Consider the following 23,242-nt stretch of genomic DNA (forward strand, 5'->3'; position numbering starts at 1 on the left):
TCGCCTATCTCAAGCAACTGCACCCCGACAAGGTGGGGCAGTACCGAGCGAGTCTGCAGACCATCCGCGCCGAACTGGCGCGCCGGGTGCAGGAGTTGGACAGCGAATTGAAGGAGTGCGAACAATGAATTTGGGAAGTGGTTTCGCTGCAGGCCTGGCACAGGGCCAGCAATTTACGAGGGGCATTGCTGATGCCTATCGCGCCGGTCAGCAAATGAACGATGCGCGCGACCAGGCGGCGCAGAAAGAGGCGTTGAAGGGCATTGCCAGTGCCACCGCCGTGGAGTCCACGGGCTACACCGCCGATCAGGGCAAGGAGCTGGAAGGCTTGGCCGCCAACGGCTACAAGATCGACTTTGACGACGCACAGAAGGCCTATGTCGCGAGCAATGAAGCCGGCGACACCAAGACCATCGCCATGCAGGGCGTGACCGATTTCATGGGCGAGCGCACGCAGGGCTCGATGAGCCGCGAGCAGCAGGACAGCACGCGCATGCTGGCCATGGCCGACGTGATCGGCCGCACGGACCCAGAGCGCGGCCTGCAGATGCGTCAGCAGTTCCGCCAAGGCCAGCATGCTGAAAGGCGCCAGGCCCGCGAGGAAAAGCAATGGGCCAGAGAGGACGGTATCGAGGCGCTGGACAAGGAAATCGGACAGTCGTTCAAGGATTCCCTGCGTGGTGAGGACGGAAAGGAGCGTGCAGCCACGGCCGATGACTATCTGGCCAACATGCAGCAAAAAATCGCGCGCTATTCCGGCGCCGGGTTTGCAAAAGAGGCAGAGAGCGCCATGAAAGAGCACTACGCCATGGCCAACATCAAGCTGCAGACTGAAAGCAAGGAACGCGAGGCAGCCATTACCAAGACCATTGCCCGTTTGGATGCTGGTGACGCCTCGGGAGTTATGGACTACTACAACAAGTTCCTGCCCACCGGGGACAAGCTCACCGGGGTGGAGCTGGGCAAGGATGGCAAGGTCGTGGCGCAGCGCGTGCGGCCGGACGGCAGCGAATTGCCGCCAATGACTATGGGGTCCATTGATGAACTTCGCACTGGGCTGCTCAAGAGCGCTGACTACAAATTCGCATACCAGATCAGCCAGGACCAGTTCACCAACAACTTGAAGCTCCGTGGCGAACGGCGCGCCGACAACGCCGACCGGCGCCAAGCTGGCGCGGATGCCCGCGCTGCAGCAGCACACGGGCTCAACATGCAGGAGAAAGCAGAGAGCCTAAAGCAGAAGCGAGAGCTGCCTAGCATCCGCGAGGCCCTCGCAAGGGAGGCTGACCCATCCATCTCGGAAACCAAGATCCGGGGCGTGCGCGCGGGCATCGTGCCGACACCAGGGGCCGACAACGCTAAGGCCAAATACGACTACGACCCGGTGAAGGTGCAGAAGGCATTTGGTGAAACGATCCCGGCCCGTCTTCCGGGGGAAAAGGACACTGTGAAGCGCGACATGGACAAGGAGCGGCGCTTCCAGGAGTTCATGGCCGACAACCCGAATATCCGGAGCGTAGACGAGGGGCTCATGAAATTTAATGTCACAGAAGTCAAAAACACCAGGAATGAGAAGGTCCGCCGGGCTGCCGCAGTGCGGGCGGCTATATCGCCTCAGGCTATAGCAGCCACAGCCAAGAAAAATGGAATCACGGAAGAGCAAGTCCGCGAGCGCTTGCGCGCGCACGGACTGATTCAGGTTGACTGAAAACAAGCTCCGTAGATCAGTTTGTAAGAAGCTTTATATTATAGTATTTAGTCAAATATGGCCCAAGTGGTTGGTAAACTGACTTTGCTGCCGGGCCTCCGCCGAAGACTGCGCCACAGGTTCCGTCGGGATGTTCCCCGGGTGACCCAACATAAATGCCGATAGCATTAAAGGCATTCGAAACCACAGGGCCTCCAGAATCGCCGGGGCCTCCGCAGGCTGAAAATTCGCCAAAGAAGAATTCACGGCCTTTTATTGTATGACGGGTGCTTGGTGTTACTAACGTTCCGCATCGCCAGCCATTGCTTCCTCCGGAAGTACAGATAGTTGTAAATGGTGTTGGAACTATCAGTGGCTTGACGTTTGCAAGGTTGTTGCCGGTCGTAATTATTTGCCGCTGCAAAGTATGTACGAAATTTGTGTTGCCAAAAAGAATGGCATCCATTTTGTGTTCCCAGCCATCTGCGAAAAACTCACCAATTAGTGGGCCTTTTATAGATCCGGGGCTATTGCCTGTGTTGAAATGGACAAATTTTCTTGATCTATCGTAATCAAGACAGTGCGCTGCTGTAATTGATCCTGGGTATATGTCGTCAATCACTACATGAAATCCAGTTGTGCATAAATACATGCTTTGGGTGCCATCGTATGTTGCGCCTATTTTTGTCCCAGAATATATGGTTCCCATTAAAGTAATCGGGCCATTTTGTTCTTCAAAAACAATTATTGATGTGTCAATGCCAGATCGTTGAATTATTTCTGTAATGTACTGATAGTTCTCTTTGCGACCGCGAACAAATACTTTATTTTCTTTTTCATAGACGCCGCTGCTTAGTAGAATTGCTTCGCCGCCTTGCTCAATTCCTCTGAAAATATCTGCGATTTTTGTCTCTATAGAATTTAGATAGGCTAAATTATAATTAACCTTCTTGAAAACAATTCGCTGGTTTTTATTTTGATTTTGGCTATTTTGTCGAAATATTGTTTCTTCTCCAGAAACTCCAATGACTAGTGTGGCGCGTTTATTGTCATCATATTCAATCCATGCACCACCAAATTCGTTGCCTAATTCTTGTTTTATGCTTTCCAAATTTTTAGTTGATTCCGCTATTATGTTGTCATTATCGCTGGTTGCATATTCCTCTAGGCCGGCCGCCTTTAATGCGGATTCCTTTGAAGTATGTTTTGTAAATGTGGTCTGATTTCCCTCGGTGACCGCATTTTCTTGGGAATAAGATGTTGTTGAAATAAGAAGGCCTAATGCAAGAAATATATTGCGCATAGTTGATTTACTCATTGAAAAACTGATCTACGGCTGCATGTTAGCCTCAAAGAGCAATGTCCTCAATAGATTGACATGAAAAATATAAAATTAATTTGTTTGCATGCTGTCTATTGGCATTGTGGTGAGCTAACGAATTGTCGATTCTTCAATGGCCGTGAGTGAGAGTGTGCAACCTCACTTATTGCACGATATAGACAAATTTGATTCCTCCGCGGTCGTACCAAGCCTGACAGCCTCAGCAGGGTTCTATCCGCGAGGTAATGCATGCCCCAGACCACCCAAAGCGCCGCCGATGGCGGCGTTGACCTGTTCGAGATTGCCGGTATCAATCCCACGGCGAAGACGGCAACCCAGGCCCCGACCGGCGACGTTGACCTGTTCGAGCTGGGCGGTATCTCCATCGATGTGCCAAAGCCCAAGCCACAGGGCATTGGCGGCTATGTGGCCGATGCCATCACCGACGTGTTCAAGCGCGCGGGCGGCGCCGCTCTCTCTGGCGTGGCTGCCGTGCCCGAGGCCGCCCAGTCGGGCGTCCGCGCCACGGTGCGCAGCGGCGCCGGCGGCGACCCCGCCACGGTCATGCCCGGCGGCGCCTTCATCCCAAGCATTGACACAGACGAGGCCATCAACGGCCCGATGACGCAGCAGCAGCTCGACCGCCGCGAGCTGCAGGCCGAGCGCGCGGCCGTTGGCGTGCGCCTGCCGGGCGCGGAGGCGCTGGCACGCGCGGGCCGCGATACGCAGAAGGCCATCAACGACACTAACAGCCAAGCCACGCAGCATGCGGTGGCCAATTCCCAGATCACGGGCAATCTGCTCAAGGGCGAGATCGACTTCGGCAAAGACCCGTCTGTGCGCGGCTTCCTGATGCAGGGCGCAGACGTGTTCGGCAGCATGTTCCCCGTAGTGGCCACGGCGCTGGCCACACGCAGCCCGGGCGCGGCCGGCGCGGTGGGCGGCGCCATGGCAGCGGGCGAGGGCGTAGAGAACGCGCGGGAGTTCATCGCCAAGCAGTCGCACGAGCAGCTGCTGGACACCAGCCCGCTGTATCGCCGCATGGTCGATGCCGGCGCGCAGCCCGACGAAGCGCGGCGGATCACCAGCGCCAAGGCCGAGGATGCCTCGGCGCTGCTGCAGGGCGCGGTGGCCACGTTCGGCGACCGCTTCACCGGCAAGCTGGTGACGGGCGGACTCGACCCGCTGCTGGCCCGCGTGGCCGGCCGCTCGGTGCTGGGCAAGACTGCGGCCGGCGCGGGCATCTCGGCGCTGGAGGAGGGCACGCAGGAGCTGATGGAAGGCGTGGCCTCGGACCTGGGCACCAAGAGCGTTGCCCACGGCAAGGAAATCGGCGAGGACTCGGCCGCCAACTTCGTGCTGGGCGCGCTGGGCGGATCAGCACCAGGTGCTGCCCGGGGCGTGGTGGCCGGCGTGAAGGATCGGGGCGCCAAGGCGGATGCCGGCGGGCGCAGCACGGTCATCGACGTGACCTACAAGGACGCCGAAGGCAACACGGTCACGGACGTGGCCACGACCGCAGACGCTTACCCAGGTGACGGCGCTGCAGCTGCGCCTGTGCAAGACGCCCAGGCCTCGGCGCCTGTCTCGGCGCCGGCCGCGCCGCAGACGGAACAGCAGCGCGTGCAGCAGCCCGATGGCACGCCCGAAACCATGGACAGCACCACGGCTGCCACGCGCCTGGCCGAGCTGGAGGTGATCGACAGCACCACGGGCCTGAACCCGGTGCAGCAGGAGGAGCGTGCAGCACTGGCCCAGCGCCTGGAGCAGGACGCGGCGCGCGAGGCCGAGCTGGAAGCCCTGGGCGATGAGCCCCAGGCCGTGGCCGCCGAAGCTGCTGCGGACGAACAGGCCCCGGCGTTTGATCCGGGTGCAGTGCGGTCCAAGACCTGGCCCCAGTTTGTGCACGAGCGCGGCGAGAAGGTGGCCACCCTGCGCCGGGGCACGCCCATCTGGGACCAGCTGCAGCACGAATGGGCCGCAGTGAAGACGCGCCGCGCCGGCACCAACCCCGAGGGCACGGGCGCCGCCGGCACGCCGGCCCAGGAGATCCAGAACCGCGACCGCAGCCGGCCTGCCAGCGTGGTGCAGATGCAGGGCATGGCCCAGAACCCCGACTACCTGCGGCTGGGCGTCTCGCGCAGCCCAGAGTCTGGCGCGCCCATGGTGTTCGCCGTGGGCGACCAGGCCGACGCCGTGCAGGCGCTGGGTCGGGCCGACGTGGCCGTGATGAGCGATGGCCAGCGCGTGCCGTTCCGCTATGGCGTGATGGAGGCGGCCGACGTGCAGCCGTCCAACTTCGCGGACGGCGCCGTCAATCCGCTGTTCGACGCAGCGCACCCGGGCACGGTCAAGGCCTTGAACAACGGCCGCGTGGCAGGCCTGCGCGCTGCCTACGAGCGCGGCACGGCCGACGCCTACCGGCAGGAGCTGGCCGCCGACAGCGACATGCACGGCATCGACCCGGCCGCCATCGCCGGCATGCATGCCCCGGTGTTGGTGCGCCTGTACTCCGAGAAGGACAACCAGGTCAACATGGGCGCCAAGAGCCAAAGCCAGGCCTTGGGCCTGTCCGCCACGGAGCAGGCCGCCACCGATGCGGCACTGGTGGACGGCGGCGTGCTGGAAGTGTTCGACAGCGGCGCCCTGGACAGTGCGGCAAACCGCGACTTTGCCCGCGCCTTCATCGGCAAGCTGCAGGAGCAGGGCCAGGACGTGGCCGGCATGGTGGACGCCAATGGCGCGCTCTCACCGGCCGGCGTCACCCGCCTGCAGGCGGCCCTTGTGCACAAGGCCTACGGCGACGGCGACCTGGTTGAATCGCTGTTCGGCTCCACCGACAACGACATCCGCGCCATTGGCGAATCCCTCAAAGCCGTGGCTGGCGAATGGGCAAACCTGCGCCTGGCGGCCGAGCGCGGCGCCATCAATGCCGAGGTGGACGTGACCGAGAACCTGCTGCAGGCCATCCGCCTGGTGCAGAAGGCCCGGCGCGAGCGCGCGGCCCTGCACGACGCTGTGCAGCAGGTGGACATGCTGACGGGCGACGTGCCCGATGCCCTGACCGTGGGCATGCTGCGCCTGCTGTACAGCGGCCATTACCTGACCCGGCCCGTGGGCCGCGACCGCCTGGTGGAGTCCCTGCGCGCATACATGGGCGCTGCCTTAGCGACCTCGGCCAGCGGTGATATGTTCGGCGAGCAGGTAGGCCCTGCCGCAATCCTTGCTGCCCTGAGCGGCCAACCCGTCCCAAAGCGACAACAGACCAATGACACAAGCACCGACTCCCAGCAAGCCCCAGCCCCGCAAGGCAGCCGAGAACCCCCTGGCAGCGATGCTGCTGGGCAGCGTGCTGATGCAGCAGGGCCAGAAGCACAGCGACAAGAGCCAGACGGAGCAGGGCGAGCAGCTGCTGGAGATCGCGCAGAACGCCCAGGGCAAGATGCCGACGCCGACAGCGGCGCCGTAGCGCCCGCGCTGGAGCTTTCCAGCTACACCCCCGAAGAAATCCAAGCCCAGCAGGCCCAGCAGCAGGAGGCCGAGCAGCGCCGTGCGCGCGACGATGCCAAGGCAGATGCGGACGCGCGGGCCGAGCGCGAGCGCAAGGAAGTGGCCGAGCGCCAGACTGCCAGCGCCGAGCACTTCCAGCTGGGCCAGGATGCGAACGACTCGCTGAGCGGGCAGAAAGGCATCTTCGATGCGCCGGCCGAAGCCGAGCCGGCCCAGCGCCACGATCTGGAGGCCATGTTCGACGAGGTGCTGGACGAGGTGGTCACGGAGCGCCAGGCCTCGCCCCGCTCCGGTGACTCGGTGCCGCACGGCAAGGCCTTGACGCAGGAGGCCGCCCAGGCTGCAGCCCAGGACTACCTGCGCTGGCTCGGCGCAAAGGCGCCCGGGGATGTGCGCCCCGGCATCCATGGCGGCTACACCTTCGAGGGCGGCCCCGGTGCCGTGCGCGTGAAGGCCGGGCACATCAAGGTGGACGGTCAGGACCGCCTGCAGTTCCCGATTCAGCGTCTGCTCAAGCTGGCTGACCCGGCCAAGCCCAAGCCGCGCGGCCAGGCCGCCCAGAAGGCCGCCGGACAGGAAGCCGCGCGGGCGGCCTATTTCACGCCGGACAACATCGTCCGAAGCCAAGACGGCAGCCACGATCGCGTTGTCTCGTACACGGCACCCGATGCGGATGGCCGCTGGAGCGTCACCGTGCGTCCCGTGGAAAAGGAAGGCAATTCATGGGTGGATGTGCCAGGTCTGCGCGAGCGCACCCACGGCACGCAGCCCGATACCCGTGCATTGAAGGCCGGCCCGGTCGCTCAGGCGCAGCCCGAGCGCGGCGCCGGTGAGGCACTGGCCAGCGCAGCCAAGAATGCCGGCGCGGGCCTGGCCGCCGCCATCGATGGGCTGGGCGAGCTGTTCGGCGGCGCGGGCAAGCTCGGCTCAGGCCTGTCCTTCGATGAGCAGACATACGCCAAGGCCAAGCCGCTGTTTGCCCAGGCCGTGGCCAACCTGCAGGTCGCCGGCACTGACCTGCGCGATGCCATGCGGGCCGTGGTGCGCATGGTCGTAGACAAGTTCGGCGCCGAGGCGGCCGTACGAATGAAGCCGTATGTTGTGCGCTACATCGAGGAAATGCGCGACAAGCATGCCGCATTCCCCGAAAATACCTCCAACGGAAAGGACACCTCCCATGTATCAGGCTCCGCTGCCCATCTGGAACGAAATCGCCCGGAGTCAGCCGGTGCTCCCTCCGATGCTTCCCTCGATGCGCGAACTGTTCAGCGCGACACCCGAGACTCTGCCAGCGCTGATCGACAAGCACCTGGACAAGCCGGCCGAGGCGATGGGGCTGGACACTCCGACGACGCTGGCTTTTCGGCTGGTGATGCCGCTGTTTATGGAAAACGAAGCGATCAGCGCATTCATCGAGGCGAAAGGCCAACCGCAGCTTCGCAGCTGCTTGCCGGAACTGACAACGGTCAGGGAGTGTCTGGAGCTGGCCGCACTGGAATACCGGCTCGACCAGTCACAACTGGCCAGCTTGCAGCGATCACTCGTGCAGCACGCGCAGCGGCTCGAAACCGAAGCGATAGCAGCAATGAACGCAGCGCAGAACGCGCAGTAGGTCCGGCGGTTGCGCCCAGCGCGGGCGAGGCCGCGCACCTGGCCAAGGGCGAGCAGCCGGCCCGCGCGCATCGGCAGATCGACCTGACCGACGCGAGCAGCGTGGAGGAGCTTTTCGAGCGGCTGGAACACCTGGACCTGCCCACACGCACCAAGCCTCGGCAGGCCGCTGCAGCTGCTGGACCAGCGCCTGTAGGCGCCCAGCCGGCCACGGTGCCCAGCACGGCCACCCCACAGGCCCAGCCCGCGCCGGCCCAGCTGGCTACGGGGGAGCCCGGCTCCCTGAGTGGCCAGCTGCAGCGCGACGGGCGCCCGCTGGTGCCGCACACGACCAAGGGCGGCAAGCCGCTGCAGGGCATCGTCATGCAGGGCGTGGACCGGGACACGGCCATGCTCTACGACCCATACACCTTCAAGAAGGACGGCGGGTATTTCATCCGGGCCAAGCACCTGGCGCGCGAGGGCGTGGGATTCCGGCGCGGTGAGAGCGCCGTGGCGCCGGCCATGACGGCCGACCTGGCGCAGGAGCTGCTGCGCATTGCCGGCAGCACGGCGCCTGCCGGTGGACGTGGAGCCCAGCAGGCGCCCATGGCGCGCGCGCAGAAAGTCGTGGACGAGGTGCGCAAGGCCTGGGCCAACGCGCCGCGCATCAACGTGGTGTTCGACCTGCAAGACCCGCGCGTGCCCCAGGAAGCGCGCGACACGGAGCGGCTGCAGGCGGCCGAGGGTGCAGAGGGAGTGCCCAAGGGCTTCTACTTCGATGGCGAGGTCTACCTGGTGGCGAGCCAGCTGGCCACGCCAGAGGAAGCGACCCGCGTGCTCTTCCACGAGGCGCTGGGCCACCACGGGCTGCGTGGTGCCTTTGGCGAGAAGCTGGACGCGGTGCTGGACCAGATCATCGTGGCCCGCCCGCGCGAGGTGCGCGCCAAGCTGCAGGAGTATGGCGAGCTGGACGACCTGGTGGGCCGGCGCTACGCGGCCGAGGAGGTGCTGGCCGAGATGGCCGAGATGCAGCCGCATCTGGGATTCGTGCGCCGCGCCGTGGCAGCCATCCGCGCCTGGCTGCGCGCCCATGTGCCCGCGCTGCGCGACCTGGCCATGACGGACGCGGAGATCATCCGCGACTTCATCCTGCCGGCGCGCCGCTGGGTGGAGCGTGGCGCTCTGGCTGCCGCTTCCGCGCCGGCAGCAAAACCTGCGTTCAGCCTGGACAGCGGTGCGGGCCGTCGCGCGCTGCAGGAACTGTCCGAGCTGGACGACCTGTTCACGTTCCCGAAGTCGCAACAGAAGGACCTGGCTGCCATCGCAAAGGAGCACAACCCCGAAATTCAGGTGAGCAAGCCCATCAGCATTGCAGGGCGCCAGGAGTACACGCTGACCATGCCGGGTGGCAAGAAGGCCATCCTGTCGGTGCGCCAGCCCAACCCGTATGGCGGCGAGCAGGTCTACGACATGCTCTACACCGCCGAGGGCATGGAGGCCGTGACCGGCCGGCCCGGTGTGAACCCCGAGGACGTGCCGCCCACGCCCGACGTATGGCTGGACGTGTCCCGGCTGGACCAGGGCGATGCCGGTGCAATGGCCTACAGCATCGCCTCGACCTTTGCCCACAACACAGACAGCATTTTCATCGGCGACCCGCACGGCCTGAGCAAGACCGCGCTGCGCCGCCGGCTGGAGCAGATGCTGTCCAGCGCCTTGAAGTTCGGCACCACGCGCCACCTGGCGCCGCATCCCGACCAGGTGCGCGGCGGCCATGGTGTGCCGGGCCTGCGATGGGTCTATGGGGATGACGTGGGCAATGTGGAGCGCATGATTGCGGCGAGCTTGGAGGGAATGGATAATGCATTTCCTTCATCCAATCAGATTGCATACGATGCCGAACGAGGCACTTTCCGACTATCCGATTCCGGGCAGCAACTATCAAGACAGCAATTGGCTGGCTTGGTTGGACAATCCATCGAAAGAAGACGTCGAATGGATGCAAGCGCGCCAGGAGACGCGGAAGCTGGCTGGCGAACAGTTGCGCGAGCGGCTGTCTGGCGTTCCCTTCTACGCGGAGAGGGCAGCTCGGGTGAAGGCAATCGACGGGGACGAGGCGCTGTACTGGGAAGGTTTGCTGAGCGGCACGCACAAGTTCTAGGCGACCCCAGTCCCAAGCTGCGCGTTTTCTACAGCCGCGGCCCCGCTGCCGGCGCGGCCACGCCGGCACCCTCAAAGGGCCTGCTGGGCCGCCTGCAGGACAAGGTGGCGGACCTCACCGGCTACCGCTCCGTCGATGACTTCCTCTACGCTTGGCAGGACAAGTTCATTGACCTCAAGCGCATCCAGGAACATATCAAGGCCCTGAACGGCACCGTCAGCGAGACGAACGACGCGTACAGGGGCGAGGAGCTGTACCACAAGCGCGTGGCCAAGCGCACGGCAAACTTCCTGCGCGACGAAGTGCAGCCGCTGCTACGGCGCCTGAACGCCACGGGCGTGGCCATCGAGGAGCTGGAGCGCTTCCTGCACGCCCGGCACGCGCCCGAAGCCAACCGCGTCATGGCCGAGCGCAACCCTGGCGCCCAGCAGCTGCAGGCGCAGCGCGATGGCGCCGCCAAGACCGTGGAAGATCTGCGCCGCCAGCTGCAGCGCGCTCAGGCCCGGGGCATGGCCACCGGCCCGGTGCAGAAGGCGCTGGGGCAGGCCCTCATCGACCAGGACCGCTGGGACGGCGCGGAGGCCTTCACAGGCACCGAGGACGAGCGCCTGTCCCTGTCGGGCATGAGCGATGCCGAGGCAGCGGCGGTGATGGCCAGCTACAGCCCGGAGCAGCGCCAGGTGCTGGACGAGCTGGCTGCGCGTGTGGACCGGATGAACGAAGGCACGCTGCAGACACTGGAGAGCTACGGCCTCATGGACCAGGCCACGCTGACGGCCTGGCGCAAAACCTACCGGCACTACGTGCCCCTGCACCGTGACGAAGCCCACCCGGAGAGCAAGGCTCACCCCATTGGCCAGGGATTCAGCACCAAGGGCGATGCGGCCAAGAAGCGCACGGGCTCAAACGAGCGCGTGACCAACATCCTGAGCCACATCGTCATGCAGCGAGAGGCGGCATTGACGCGCGGCGAAAAGAACAACGTGGTCAAGCGCCTGTACCTGCTGGCCGCCCAGAACCCGGACAAAGATCTGTGGAGCCTGGAACTGCCCAAGAAAAAGGCGCTGGACCCTGATACCGGCCTGGTGCGCACAATGGTGGACCACGCGGCGAAGCTGCGCGCCAATGTCGTGTCGGTGCGGATCGGCGGCAAAGACCAGTACATCGTGTTCAACGAGCGCAACGAGAAGGCCGTGCGCCTGGCCATGGCCATGAAGAACATGGACGCCATGGAGCTGGACAGGTTCACGCGGGGCGCGGCCTGGATCACGCGCTGGTTCGCATCCGTCAACACTCAGTACAACCCGGTGTTCGGCGTCATGAACCTGGCGCGCGACCTGCAGGGCGCCATGCTGCAGCTGTCCACTACCCCCTTGGCCGGCAAACAGGCAGAGGTCTTCCGCAACATCCGGCGCAACACGCGCGCGATCTACAAGGATCTGCGCCGCGAGCGTCGAGAGGAGGGCATCGGCACGAGCGAATGGGCCAAGCTGTGGGAGCAGCTGCAGCTGGACGGCGGCACCACGGGCTACCGTGACCTGCACGCCGATCCCCAGGACCGGGCCAAGAAGCTGCAGAAGGCGCTGGACCAGGTGGGCGAGGGCAAGGTGGTCGGCAGCGGCCGGGCGCTGCTGGCCTGGCTGTCGGACTTCAATGAAACCCTGGAAGCAACCACGCGCCTCGGCGTCTACAAGGCTGCGCTGGACCAGGGCATTAGCCGCCAGGAGGCCGCGAGCATCGCCAAGAACATCACGGTGAACTTCAACCGTAAGGGCCGGAATATGCCCGTGGCCGGCGCGCACTTCGCTTTTCTGAATGCGGCAATCCAGGGCAACAAGCGCATGCTGGAGACGCTGGCGGGGCCGGCCGGCCGCAAGATCATGATGGGCGGGGTGGCCCTGGGCATGGTGTCGGCCATGGCCGGCTACCTGATGATGGGCGGCGGGGATGGTGCAGACGACGAGTGGAAGAAGATCCCGGGCTTTGTGAAAGAGCGGTCCATCATCATTCCGCTGGGCCGGCAGGACTATGTGGCCACCCCGCTGCCGCTGGGGTTCCATGTGTTCCCCAACATCGGCCGCACCATCGTGGAGATGGCCGTGCACGACGACCCGACAAAGAGCCGAATGGGTCACGTCCTGGACATGGCCGTGCTGGCCATGGATGCCTACAACCCGCTGGGCGGCTCTTCAAACCTGGGGCAGTTGGTGTCCCCCACCTGGCTCGATCCCACAGTGGCGCTGTGGCAAAACCAGGACTGGACGGGCCGAGAGATCTACCGTGAAGACCGCAGCTCCAAGGACCCTAAGCCTGGCGATGCTCGGGCCAAGGATGCGGCTCCAGCTCCCTACAGGGTGATGGCCAGGACTGTGAACGCTATCAGCGGCGGCAACGAGTGGCGACCGGGCGAGTTCAGCCCCACGCCCGAGGCCATCGAGTACCTGTTCGGGCAGATCACCGGGGGCGTGGGCCGCGAAGCGTCCAAGGTCGCCAGCATGGCAACAGCGGCCTGGACGGGGGAGGAGTTGGCCGCGCACCAGCTCGTCCTGGTCGGCCGGGTCTATGGCAACTCGCGCGGTGTGAACGGGCAGAGCGCTGGCTACTACGAGAACGTCAAGCGCATCAACGTCAGTATGGCCGAGGCCAAGGGGCGCGTGGAGCGCGGGGAGGAGGCCGATGCTGTGTTGCTGGACGTGCCACTGGCTCAACTGGACGGTGCCGCATCCCTGGTGGACAAGCACATTTCCAACCTGGTGAAGGCGCGGCGCCGCGTGCATGCCAGCGACGATCCGAACAAGCGCGAGTTGGTCAAGTCGATCAATCAGGAGATTGAACTCTCAATGCGGCAGTTGAACCAGGGGGTTGAGGATGTGCTTGGCAATTTCGGGGGGCGATGATGAAAAGGGTACGGTTCTTCTGGTGTGCAACTGCTGCCGTCCTATTGTGGTCTTTTGGGTGCCTTCGTGTAGGGTCTACTTTGCAGGGGAAACCACCGTTGCCTGCTCCGGCTGAACTGACGCCAGATACCGCATTACGGTCGCCAACACGCTCGGACAAGGGATGAAGGCGCAACAGGTTCCAGAGGTGCCAGTCAAGGATTCGTGTCGACGTGGATCTAGTTTGTCGTCGAGATCTCTCCGATCAATAGATTAGGATGTACCTTCTCTCGAAGGGAAGATTCCTGGTACTCTCCAATCGGAGAATCACGAGTGCATCAAACTGGGCTGTAAAAATCTATGTGAATTTGTTAGAGGGCGGCAGCTTGCTCTAAAATTGCACACATTAAAGGGAGAAGGCGTCTTATGGTTGATTTCAGTAAAAAGCTTGCAAGCAAGAAGGTCTCAAAAGTATCGGACCCCATTGAGCTATATAAAGGTCTTGATCGGGCCAGCGACAAGGGTCCACTTCGTCCTTCTCAGGATGCGATATTTCGAGAGTGGAATGCGACCGGTCGCAATCAGCGCGACGTCATCGTCAAGCTGCACACCGGCCAAGGCAAGACGCTGGTTGGGCTTCTGATGCTGCAGGCCCGCCTGAACGAAGGAAAAGGTCCGTCCGTCTACCTTTGCCCGAACAACTACCTCATTGAACAGACCTGTGAGCAAGCGCGTCAGTTCGGAATTGCAACGTGCCAAGCAGAACCTGATCTGCCCGAGGCGTTCCTCACAAGCGAGCAGATCCTTGTGACATCGGTGCAAAAACTCTTCAACGGCTTGACGAAATTTGGCCTTGAACGCAACTCAGTTTCTGTCGGGACTCTCCTGATGGACGATGCTCACGCGTGCGCAGATACGATCCGTGATCAATGCAAGATCCGTATCGATACCAGTGAACCAGCGTACCAAGCGCTCCGAACCTTGTTCGCTGCCGAGCTTGAACTACAAGGCGTTGGTACTTACGCTGACATCTGTAATGGGAAACAAGATGCGCTGCTGCCGGTTCCCTATTGGGTCTGGCGTGATCGCGAGTCCGACGTTGCAGCGATCCTGTCGGCAGCATCTGACCGAAGGAGCGTCAAATTCGCATGGCCGCTCTTGCGCAATATGCTCGCACACTGTCAGTGCGTTGTGTCCGGAACCTCGATCGAGATTGAGCCGCATATCGCACCGCTTCAATCTTTCGGAAGCTACTGGAAGGCGGAGCATCGGATTTTCATGTCTGCCACGGTGACTGACGATGCATTCCTGATCAAAGGGCTTCGGCTGCAGCCATCGACGATCGTTGCTCCACTTCTTTACTCTCAAGAAAGTTGGTCCGGCGAGAAGATGGTGCTGCTGCCTTCTGTCATCAATCCGCTGTTGGATCGTGAAGCGATCGTCGCTAAATTCGCTCCCAAGGATGCGCGTCGCCACTATGGCGTTGTGAGCCTCGCGACCTCTTTCAAGAACACAGCTGATTGGGAGACCTACGGTGCAAAGGTGGCAAAAACGGAAACTGTGTGGACGGACATTAACGCATTGCGTAAGGGAAACTACGAGCAGACGCTGGTGCTGGTCAATCGCTACGACGGCATTGATTTGCCAGACGATGCCTGCCGAATTTTGGTGATCGATGGAAAGCCCTACTCCGAGAGTCTGATAGATCTTTATCAAGAGGACTGCCGCCCGGCGAGCGACACTACCCTAATGCGTCTGGTTCGAAACATTGAGCAGGGCATGGGGCGAAGCGTGCGAGGCGAGAAAGACTATTCTGTGATTCTTGGAATCGGCGCTGATCTCACTCGGGCGCTCCGAGACCAGCATTCGCGAAGCTACCTATCGTCCCAGATGGCGACACAGATCGAGATCGGCATTGAGGTGGCTGGGTTCGCGAAAGATGATATTGCCAATGGAGCCGATGCTGAGACGGCGTTCTTCGGCCTCATCCGTCAGTGCTTGGGTCGGGATGAGGGCTGGAAGGCGTTCTATGCCGAGTACATGGAGAAGGTTGAACTGAGAGGCGCCAATAAGCGGCTGCTCGGTATATACGCTGCTGAGCTTGAGGCTGAAGAGCTGTTTATGGCTGGAGACTACAGTGGTGCGGTGCAGCGCATTCAGAAGTTGATGGACGAACAAAATTTCGATGCGCCTGATCGTGGATGGTATCTCCAAACCATGGCGCGATACAGCTATCCGCTCGATCGGGCAGAGTTCAAGCGCCTGCAATTGGCTGCGCACGGAGCCAATCGCATAGTGATGAAGCCACCACAAGGTCTGAAGGTCACGAAACTTTCAGTGGTGAGTCAGGGACGCGTTGAGCGAATAGCCCAATGGATTCGCAACCACAACGATTACGCCGAACTTGACATTGCGTTGGCGGACATTCTCGGACGTCTTGTATTCGGCGTGAAGGCGGACAAGTTTGAACAGGCGCTTGATGAGCTGAGCCGGGCGCTGGGCTTTGCTGGCGAGCGGCCCGACAAGGAATGGAAGGAGGGTCCAGACAACCTTTGGGCGCTGGATGACGCTAACTATATCGTCTGGGAATGCAAGAACGAGGTCGATCTGAGCAGGTCGGAGATCAATAAGACTGAGGCCGAGCAGATGAACCGTTCCGCGGCATGGTTCCGGAAACACTACGAGGGATGCACTGCCATCCACATTGAGGTGCACCCCGCGTACCAGGTACAGAGTGCTGCCAACTTCTTGGTAGACGTAAAGGTGATGCGAGAGAAGGAGTTGAAGACGTTTGTGAAGGCTGTGAAGAAGTTTTTCCAGTCATTTCAGCGCCTCAATCTCAAGGACTTGTCTCTGCCGCACATCCAGAATCTCCTTGTCGAGAATGGATTGGACGTTGACAACCTGCTCAATGGAAGCTTTATGAGGAAGACCGTTGACCTAAAGTGACCCATTATGACCGAGCAGCCTTCGATTTCGGAGGCGCTGCTTGTTTGGATGTTGTGCGGTTGCGCCAATTGCAACCGACGAATAGCTGGCGATAATTGCAGCTAATAATCAGCCTACCGGTGGGGAGTGAATTTGATTGCGCCTGTAGCAGGCATCCTGAGTGGATGCTCAATGACTGCTCCTGGCCGATCTTCGAGGCTCGCTGCTGCTCCCAGAGCTAGGACGCCAGCCTCGTAGAGACTGTTAGGCGTGTTCCAGCAGCTTAAACGGCCGCATGACGGACGGTGTGAGTCTCGGCCCCTGTGCTATGACCAAAAACTGTCCAGAATACGCAGCAATAGGGTGAAAAAGGCAAGATTTCGAAAACACCGGAAGCGTGGCTATCGCTGCAAGTTGTTAATCGGAAAGGTGTTTTCTCTCATGCCTATTTCGGTGGATCGGACTTTTAATCCGTTGGTTGCGGCTCCCTGGGCAGGTTGTATTCCCAGACGGGTCTATGCGCCTTTCTGTTCAAAGGCTTCCGGGCTTGGTAGGGCCTCCATCACCGGTCGGTACATGCAGACACCCGGATCTACGCACCATTAGAAGCACAACTGAGCCAGCGATGCTGCAAAGTTGCTACGGAGGGTCGGGGGTATTCCTCTAAGTTGCTGTCAGATAATGATTTTCTTCAAATATCAATCCAGTCCATCATGGGCGCAACGGACATGCGCCACATGCTGGCAGGTGCTTGATTTTCTACGTTTTTCATTGATCTGATTGGGTTTTTTGCTCTGGCGGCTGCTCTTGGTTTTACGCCGTGGAACCCCGCTTTTCCTATTGTTCCAGCTCTGGGTGCTACAGATTGGGCTTGTGGCGTGCAATAGGAGCCATCACTGCACGCAAGTCGAAAGGTTCTGACCAGCGAATGGTTGCACCGGCGGGGGTACGAGCTGCAGCAGGGGCGTGCTTCAGGCCGGGCTCTGCACAAGAAGGTCTCAGTGGGGAGCTGCCGCGGAATTATGTCAGCGCGGCCGAAAACGTGACTGAGTGGGGTCGTAGCAAAAGGTGGACTTCGCGCCGGCCGGCCTCCGGCCTGGCCCGGCTTCAAGCGGCCAGGCCCATGAGTGGCGCGACGAAGGCCAATGGAAGAGCACCGTGGCGGCTGCTCGGGTAGCCAGCAGGAAGGTGTTGATGCAGACCGGGACTGTCAAGGCAGCCAGCAGTCTGCCTATCCCGGCCACCAAGGCGAGTAGCGAGGCGGCTGCAGGTGCGGTTACAGGTGCGGTTACAGGGCAGCACCTGATCGGCCGCGAGACCGGCGCGGATCTTCGAATACGTGAGCCTGAGTTGCAGGCCTTGCATGCCTGGCACGCAAGCATAGTGGTGCTTGCAAAAGCCGGAGGCATTCCAGCATCAAACTCCAGCATGCACATTACTCACATATCGCGTCCAGCTTGCTTCTGGATAGTTTGAGTTTTGGAAAAAAGAAGTGCGTTAGATAAATTTGATCTTCAGTCATTGCGGATTGTTGAAAAAATTCTATTTTTCCGGATGCATTTTGTGGCAAGTTCTACATGTGCTTTGAGCATTGCATCATGTATTTAACCAGTTGAGGCAAATTGAATGAATGACATGAGGAAACAAGACTCATTCTCGCCCCAATCGCGCTTGCAAGCATTGCTGGCGGACCCTGGGATGGAGGATTTTTCAGGGTTAAACCTATTGCTTGAGCAAGCCGGGTATGAACTGAGTTGGGTGGCGAGCGAATCTGATGTGCAGAATTTGCTCGAAAGGAAGCATGTTGATTTGCTTATATGCAACACGCGGCTGCTTGACGTGGACGACGGAAGGTGGATGGAAGAATTGATTGTCCAATCGTGCAATATTTCCGTGATTATTTTGGATGAAGGCGGGAGAGGGAACGCTAGGGGAGGTATTGGGCGTTTATTGGGATTGTGCCGTCATATTATCAGCCCATGGGATAGCGATCAATTTTTGGCGACTATTGAACAGTTGAATGAGCAAAGGATTTCACGCCACGAAAATATTCGCCTCGAACAGAGAAATCGGACGCTGGTGAAAGAGTTGAGTGAACTCAGTTCGAAGCTGGAGAATGCTGCGCACGAGCATGACGACGAGCTTCTGGAAGCACATAGAAAGCTCAAGAGGAGTTTCGTGGCGACAATCCGGATGTTCTCGAATCTTCTGGAGTGGCGAGGAGGGGCGCTTGCCGGCCATTCTCGACGCGTGGCCGACCTGACTCGGCGAACGGCAAATATCATGCAGCTTGACGAAGGTGAGCAGCAAAATGCCTTTGTCGCTGCGTTGATTCATGATATTGCACACATAACGCTGCCCGACGGGTTGTTGAATAAATCAGTGACCAGCTTAAGCCATGAAGAGCTGGAGAAATATCGAACCCACTCCAGCTTGGGAGAACAACTGCTCCTGTCAATAGATGACGCACATGGGGTTGCCACTTTGGTCAGAGGCCATCATGAACGTTTCGATGGCGCAGGTTACCCGGATGGGCTGAAAGGGGGAAATATTCCAGTAGGTGCGCGAATAATCGCAGTCGCAGATTGTTATGATGACCTGACAATAGGACATTTGAACGGTAAATCTCTCACTCCGGCAGAGGCAAGAACCATAATATCCCATGGCAGGGGTACGCAATTCGACCCTGAGGTAGTCGATGCATTCTTGCAGATTCTGCTGCAGGCAACGCCCGCTGTTGATCCTGCACCATTTTATATTCGCTGTTCAGATCTCAAGCCTGGAATGGTCTTGGCCCAGGATTTTATGTCTGGAGAGGGTTTGGTTTTACTCACTGCAGGTCGGGTTTTGACTGAGGAGTTGATTCACAGAATACAACTACGTGTTCATCTTGGACGCAAGTTGCCGGTTCGTGCCATGACGGTGGCCGCATGATGCGGGTTTTTCTCATAAAACGTCTTTATTGAATCCTATGAATTCCTGGGCTAAAGGGGAATATCGAAGATTGGTCTGGATGCTCCGATGTGGAAACTGTCCTTGTTACGAAATGTTGACGCAAATAAGTCCATTTATCAGGGTTTCTTTGCCTTGAAGAACTTCAGCAGAATTTCGCCATTCAACGCGACTGCTTGATTTTTCAATATATCTGCTATATGTGATGGAGGCGCTTCTGTTGAATAGAGCTTGTTGTCGCTCACTCGATATAAGATCCTGGTGGCGCCCATGATGAATTCGTCTCCTTCGATATGGCCTACATACCTGCCATTTTTTGTGTAGGCTTTCCACCATCCGCCTTCAATCATCATATGTCTCTTTCAGTTGGGGATTTTATCATTGGGGCTCATTGTGTTTTTGAGCGCAACCAGATTCTATGTTGATGATTATTCTTTTGTGCAGGCGAGACAAAAATTGACAGAGTTTGGAAACCATTCATTTATTTGATAATGAGTTTTCAAAATCAGCCCATGGCGTGAGTTGTGGTGCCATCGATATCCAGGAAGAGGGCGACGACGATACGGACACCTCTTGCACCACCAAGGGCAAAGCCGGACACCAGCATGCCTGCCGGGCCCGCGGCCACCGCCGCTGCGACGGTACGCCTCCTGAACCAAGAAGTGCAAAACGTGTTTGTAAAAACAGAAGTGATAGTTTGCATGCTAAATGCAACCGACTTCTTGATAAGTTTCTTTAATGAAGTGCGTTTTGTTTCAGTTGACAATGTTTGATACTTTTTTGAGTCGGATCCACGTCAGGTGGGTCTCGGCCTTACCGGAGCCTCCCCTGATGAATTTTTCAATTTCCCGCTGGCTGAGCGCAGCAGGTGTTGCGCTTTTACTGTGCTCCAACGCCGCAGCTCAGTGGTCCTACCCTCCAGGTAGTTCCTTGGTCGTTCCCCCTGGCGGTTCTGTTGACCTGTCCTGCTCCTCGTTGGACATGCAAGGGACCCTGGATCTCGGGGGGGCGCTGACTGTGGATTCTTCAGCAACCTTTGGAAGCACGGCAGCCATCACCAGCAGCGGCGGAACGCTGTCCGTGGGCGGTGACCTGCACATCAATGGGTCGCTGAATGCAGGGAACAACACGATAGAGCTGCGCGATGGGTGCGACCCAGGCAACACGAGCCAGCTGAGCGGAACACTCGTGGTGCAGAACCTGACCATCAAGAGCACGAGTGGGCGCACTTTCGTTCTTCCCGTCGGGGCCAACATTACCGTGCTCGGCACTCTGACCATTGAGGGCGTGCCTGGCCAGCCGGTGGTACTGCAGGCGGCCAGCGGCACGGCCGTCATCAACCTTGGCCCTGGAGCGACGGTAGTGCGTGGCAATGCCACCGTGCCAGCGAATGTGCAGATCGGCGCGCCGGTTTCCACAGCCGCCATTCCGACCTTGAGCGAGTACGGGCTGATGCTTCTTTCCCTGCTGATGTCCATCGCTGTTTGGGTGCAGCGCAAGCGGTCGTCGGCTCCACGGCGCGATGCACGCGCAATCTGCAAGACATCTTTTTGAACCTTTGCGATTTCCTGAATCATGCGAAAAAAACCAACTGCTGCGTCTCCCTGGCTGATCCTCACTCTCTCCTCCGTTGCAGCGCTGCATGCGGCGGGCGCCTTGGCGGCTGACATCACTCTCACGCCTCCTGCCGGTGGCGGGTTTGTGATCAAGAACCAGGCTGGGCAGGAACGCCTGCGCGTCCAGGACACCGGCCAGGTTCTGCTCCCTGCGCTGCCGTCAACATCGGCCTCCGGCACCCATGTGACTTGCCATGACGGCGCTGGGCAGCTCATGCCCTGCGCGGCAGGCGTGGGCGCAGGAGCGACGGGGGCCACTGGTCCTGCGGGAGCTGCAGGAGCTGTCGGTCCTACCGGGCCTACCGGCGCAGGTACGCCTGGAGCGACCGGCGTGGCAGGTCCCATGGGTCCTACGGGGGTTACAGGGGCAGTCGGCCCTGCCGGCCCCACTGGCGCCGGCATACCAGGAGCCACCGGTGCGACAGGCCCCACAGGTGCGACGGGTGCAACCGGAGCGACCGGCCCCACCGGATCCACCGGGGCGCAGGGCCTTCAAGGAATCCAAGGCGTGCAGGGCGCTCCGGGTTCGACTGGAGGCGTTGGGCCGGTTGGCCCCACGGGGTCCCAAGGGGCACAGGGCGCTCAAGGCAATCAAGGTATTCAGGGAATTCCCGGTCCCACTGGCGCCACCGGCGCGACGGGTCCTGCTGGCAGCGGCGGGGTGCAATTGGTGGACGGTGCCAACAACGTTCTTGGAAAGGTCTTGAGCGCAACTCGCAGCAGCATCACGATCGTGACCAGTACAGGACATTTGCTTGTGATGTCGTGGGACGGCACAGTCCCCAACGGCCAAATCTACTACCAAGGCAGTGGCGGCAATCTCTGCTCAGGTACAGCCTTCCTCAATTCGGGGAACTCCACACCCGCATCTATCTATGCGAAGACGCTGGTGTGGTCCGGTTCGCTGGCATCGTTCATGGTTCCGGCTTCTGCACCGCAGTCCAATGGAACCGTGCTGTCTGCGGCCATGAGCGGCATCACTGGCATCGACAATCCGGCCTGCGGACCCTCCAGCAGCACCCAGCATGCCTGGCAGTTGCAGACCATCACCCCCGCACTTGTGGGGCTACCGGCGACGATCACGTCCCCGCTGGTCTTCCAGTAGTACGCAGCTGTATGAGCAGCTTGCTGAAAGCTGCTCGTGGCTCTACTCCCGTCCCGTTGATGGGCTTGAATGAGCCCGCGGTTCTATGTGAAGGATATGGCGGCAAAACCAAGCCGGCGTTGGCCGGCGCTCCGCAACGCCGATGACACAACATTCACGACCATGAAAACCATGAAATTTACGCTGCGCTCTGTTTCCTTTGCCGTAGCCATTGTTTTGAGTGGTGCTTCGATGGCGGCTCCTGGCGGCGCCGACATCACCATCACACCGCCGGCCAATGGTGGATTCGTCATCAAGAACAATGCAGGCAATGCAGAGCGGTTCCGGGTAATGGAAACAGGCGATGTATATCTGCCCAACCTGTCCAATACAACGGAGGCTGGCAGCGTGGCCTGCTATGACGACGCGACGGGGCGACTGGGCAAGTGCGCAGCAGGCGCGATTGTGGGGAACCCGGGTCCGACGGGAGCAACCGGAGCGACCGGTGCAACAGGGCCGGCAGGCGCGACCGGCGCGACCGGCCAGGCAGGCCCGGCGGGACCCACAGGTCCGACTGGCGTTCAAGGCCCAGCGGGCCAGACAGGCGCTCAAGGCCCCATTGGTGCCACGGGCCTTCAAGGTCCGACGGGGGCGCAGGGTGATATTGGCTTGTCTGGTCCCACAGGCCCCACCGGACCAGCAGGGGCTGGAGGAACTACTGCCACCTCAATGGCTGCTCACAATACAAGCGGTGCCGTAATAGCTGTGGTTCTCGGTGGGACCGATATTCCATTGCCTCAGTCGCAGAATCTCTCTGGATTCATGGTTAATGGTTTAAATACGATGTTTACTGTCCCTTCGAGTGGCAGGTATAGGGTTAAATATTCTATTAAAACTAATGCCAATATGCTTGTTTCAGCAAGGGTTTTGTTGAATGGTACGCCAGTTGCGGCGCTTACAGAGAATACAACGATCAGCGTTTCAAGGTTCGATGGTGAATCAATTTTGGCTTTGGCTGCCGGCGATACACTGAGGGTTCAATTCTTTGATATGCTTGGGGTGGTGACTTTGCAGTCAGGTAGCGGTGCTGCTCTAATCGCGGAAAAATTAAGCGATTAGCATATTTGGATTTTCATAAAGCGAGATGTATATCTCGCTTTATTTTTTGTTGTGTGGATTTGTGGCCTAAGGAATAGTATTTTTGATAAAAAAATGCCAGAGAGAGGAAATGGCCTGCGGGTATCTGAGGAAAGATGAAGTGGTGAAATAGATGTGTCCCGGGTTCGGGTCTATACATTTCTACCGAGGGCTTGCAGAAGAGCTTTCCAACGCTGAGTGCAAGACTACCAACCAGACCATCCACTTTGACAAAAATCTGTCCAAAGTAGGTAGAAGTCGAGGGCAAATGCATGATTTCGAAAATACTAGAGGCGTGGCTATCGCTGCAGTTTGTTGATTGTAAAATCTTTCTCTCTTATGCATATTTCGGTGGATCGGACTTTTAATCTGTTGGA

The 23,242-nt window shown here is 59.8% G+C and carries 10 protein-coding genes; 7 read left to right on the forward strand and 3 right to left on the reverse strand.

All coding sequences use genetic code 11. The features are described 5' to 3' along the window. Positions 1–124: 124 nt before the first annotated feature. Positions 125–1,708 carry a hypothetical protein gene (locus DA1_RS23505; protein WP_034393307.1) on the forward strand — a complete coding sequence of 528 codons (1,584 nt, stop codon included), beginning with the start codon at positions 125–127 and terminating at the stop codon, positions 1,706–1,708. A gap of 16 nt (positions 1,709–1,724) precedes the next feature. On the opposite strand, the gene DA1_RS30645 is transcribed toward DA1_RS23505, so the two are convergent. Further along, entirely contained in the window at positions 1,725–3,005 is a 1,281-nt protein-coding gene (locus tag DA1_RS30645; protein ID WP_155294235.1) for a S1 family peptidase, read from the reverse strand. A 252-nt stretch (positions 3,006–3,257) separates the two neighbouring features. Here DA1_RS30645 and DA1_RS31395 point away from each other — a divergent pair, with 252 nt between their 5' ends. The 3 genes from DA1_RS31395 to DA1_RS29995 all read left to right on the forward strand — a co-directional run bounded on the left by DA1_RS31395 (position 3,258) and on the right by DA1_RS29995 (position 19,010). Then, a complete protein-coding gene (locus tag DA1_RS31395) occupies positions 3,258–13,169 on the forward strand; it encodes an LPD38 domain-containing protein (protein ID WP_080736864.1) in 9,912 nt (3,303 codons plus the stop codon). A gap of 405 nt (positions 13,170–13,574) precedes the next feature. Then, positions 13,575–16,097, forward strand: coding sequence for a DEAD/DEAH box helicase family protein (locus DA1_RS23520; protein ID WP_034393309.1), 2,523 nt, complete (start codon positions 13,575–13,577; stop codon positions 16,095–16,097). Between the two features lie 1,605 nt (positions 16,098–17,702). Further along, a complete protein-coding gene (locus DA1_RS29995; RefSeq protein ID WP_080736865.1) occupies positions 17,703–19,010 on the forward strand; it encodes an HD-GYP domain-containing protein in 1,308 nt (435 codons plus the stop codon). 137 nt (positions 19,011–19,147) lie between these two features. On the opposite strand, the gene DA1_RS30660 is transcribed toward DA1_RS29995, so the two are convergent. Continuing rightward, positions 19,148–19,381 (reverse strand): hypothetical protein, encoded by a 234-nt coding sequence (locus tag DA1_RS30660; RefSeq protein ID WP_155294236.1) that lies wholly within the window; start codon positions 19,379–19,381, stop codon positions 19,148–19,150. Between the two features lie 152 nt (positions 19,382–19,533). Next, positions 19,534–19,731, reverse strand: a complete 198-nt coding sequence (locus tag DA1_RS30665; RefSeq protein WP_155294237.1) for a hypothetical protein — start codon at positions 19,729–19,731, stop codon at positions 19,534–19,536. A 128-nt stretch (positions 19,732–19,859) separates the two neighbouring features. Here DA1_RS30665 and DA1_RS23525 point away from each other — a divergent pair, with 128 nt between their 5' ends. The 3 genes from DA1_RS23525 (at position 19,860) to DA1_RS31490 (ending at position 22,847) form a co-directional block, all read left to right on the forward strand. Next, on the forward strand, positions 19,860–20,582 hold the full coding sequence (locus DA1_RS23525; RefSeq protein WP_062794167.1) for an IPTL-CTERM sorting domain-containing protein: 723 nt from the start codon (positions 19,860–19,862) through the stop codon (positions 20,580–20,582). Positions 20,583–21,347: 765 nt separating this feature from the next. Beyond that, a complete protein-coding gene (locus DA1_RS31195; RefSeq protein ID WP_218017181.1) occupies positions 21,348–21,749 on the forward strand; it encodes a hypothetical protein in 402 nt (133 codons plus the stop codon). 69 nt (positions 21,750–21,818) lie between these two features. After that, the gene (locus DA1_RS31490) at positions 21,819–22,847 is read left to right on the forward strand and encodes a BclA C-terminal domain-containing protein (protein WP_080736866.1); all 1,029 of its coding nucleotides are present in this window, start codon (positions 21,819–21,821) and stop codon (positions 22,845–22,847) included. Positions 22,848–23,242 lie beyond the last annotated feature (395 nt).

Source organism: Delftia acidovorans NBRC 14950 (assembly GCF_001598795.1).
Taxonomy (GTDB): Bacteria; Pseudomonadota; Gammaproteobacteria; order Burkholderiales; family Burkholderiaceae_C; genus Comamonas; species Comamonas acidovorans.

What these genes read in the sequence shown, in the direction of transcription:
- DA1_RS23505 (WP_034393307.1), top strand. Translation starts at nt 125, where the DNA reads ATGAATTTGGGAAGTGGTTTCGCTGCAGGCCTGGCACAGGGCCAGCAA.
- DA1_RS30645 (WP_155294235.1), bottom strand. Translation starts at nt 3,005, where the DNA reads ATGAGTAAATCAACTATGCGCAATATATTTCTTGCATTAGGCCTTCTT.
- DA1_RS31395 (WP_080736864.1), top strand. Translation starts at nt 3,258, where the DNA reads ATGCCCCAGACCACCCAAAGCGCCGCCGATGGCGGCGTTGACCTGTTC.
- DA1_RS23520 (WP_034393309.1), top strand. Translation starts at nt 13,575, where the DNA reads ATGGTTGATTTCAGTAAAAAGCTTGCAAGCAAGAAGGTCTCAAAAGTA.
- DA1_RS29995 (WP_080736865.1), top strand. Translation starts at nt 17,703, where the DNA reads ATGAATGACATGAGGAAACAAGACTCATTCTCGCCCCAATCGCGCTTG.
- DA1_RS30660 (WP_155294236.1), bottom strand. Translation starts at nt 19,381, where the DNA reads ATGATGATTGAAGGCGGATGGTGGAAAGCCTACACAAAAAATGGCAGG.
- DA1_RS30665 (WP_155294237.1), bottom strand. Translation starts at nt 19,731, where the DNA reads ATGCAAACTATCACTTCTGTTTTTACAAACACGTTTTGCACTTCTTGG.
- DA1_RS23525 (WP_062794167.1), top strand. Translation starts at nt 19,860, where the DNA reads ATGAATTTTTCAATTTCCCGCTGGCTGAGCGCAGCAGGTGTTGCGCTT.
- DA1_RS31490 (WP_080736866.1), top strand. Translation starts at nt 21,819, where the DNA reads ATGAGCCCGCGGTTCTATGTGAAGGATATGGCGGCAAAACCAAGCCGG.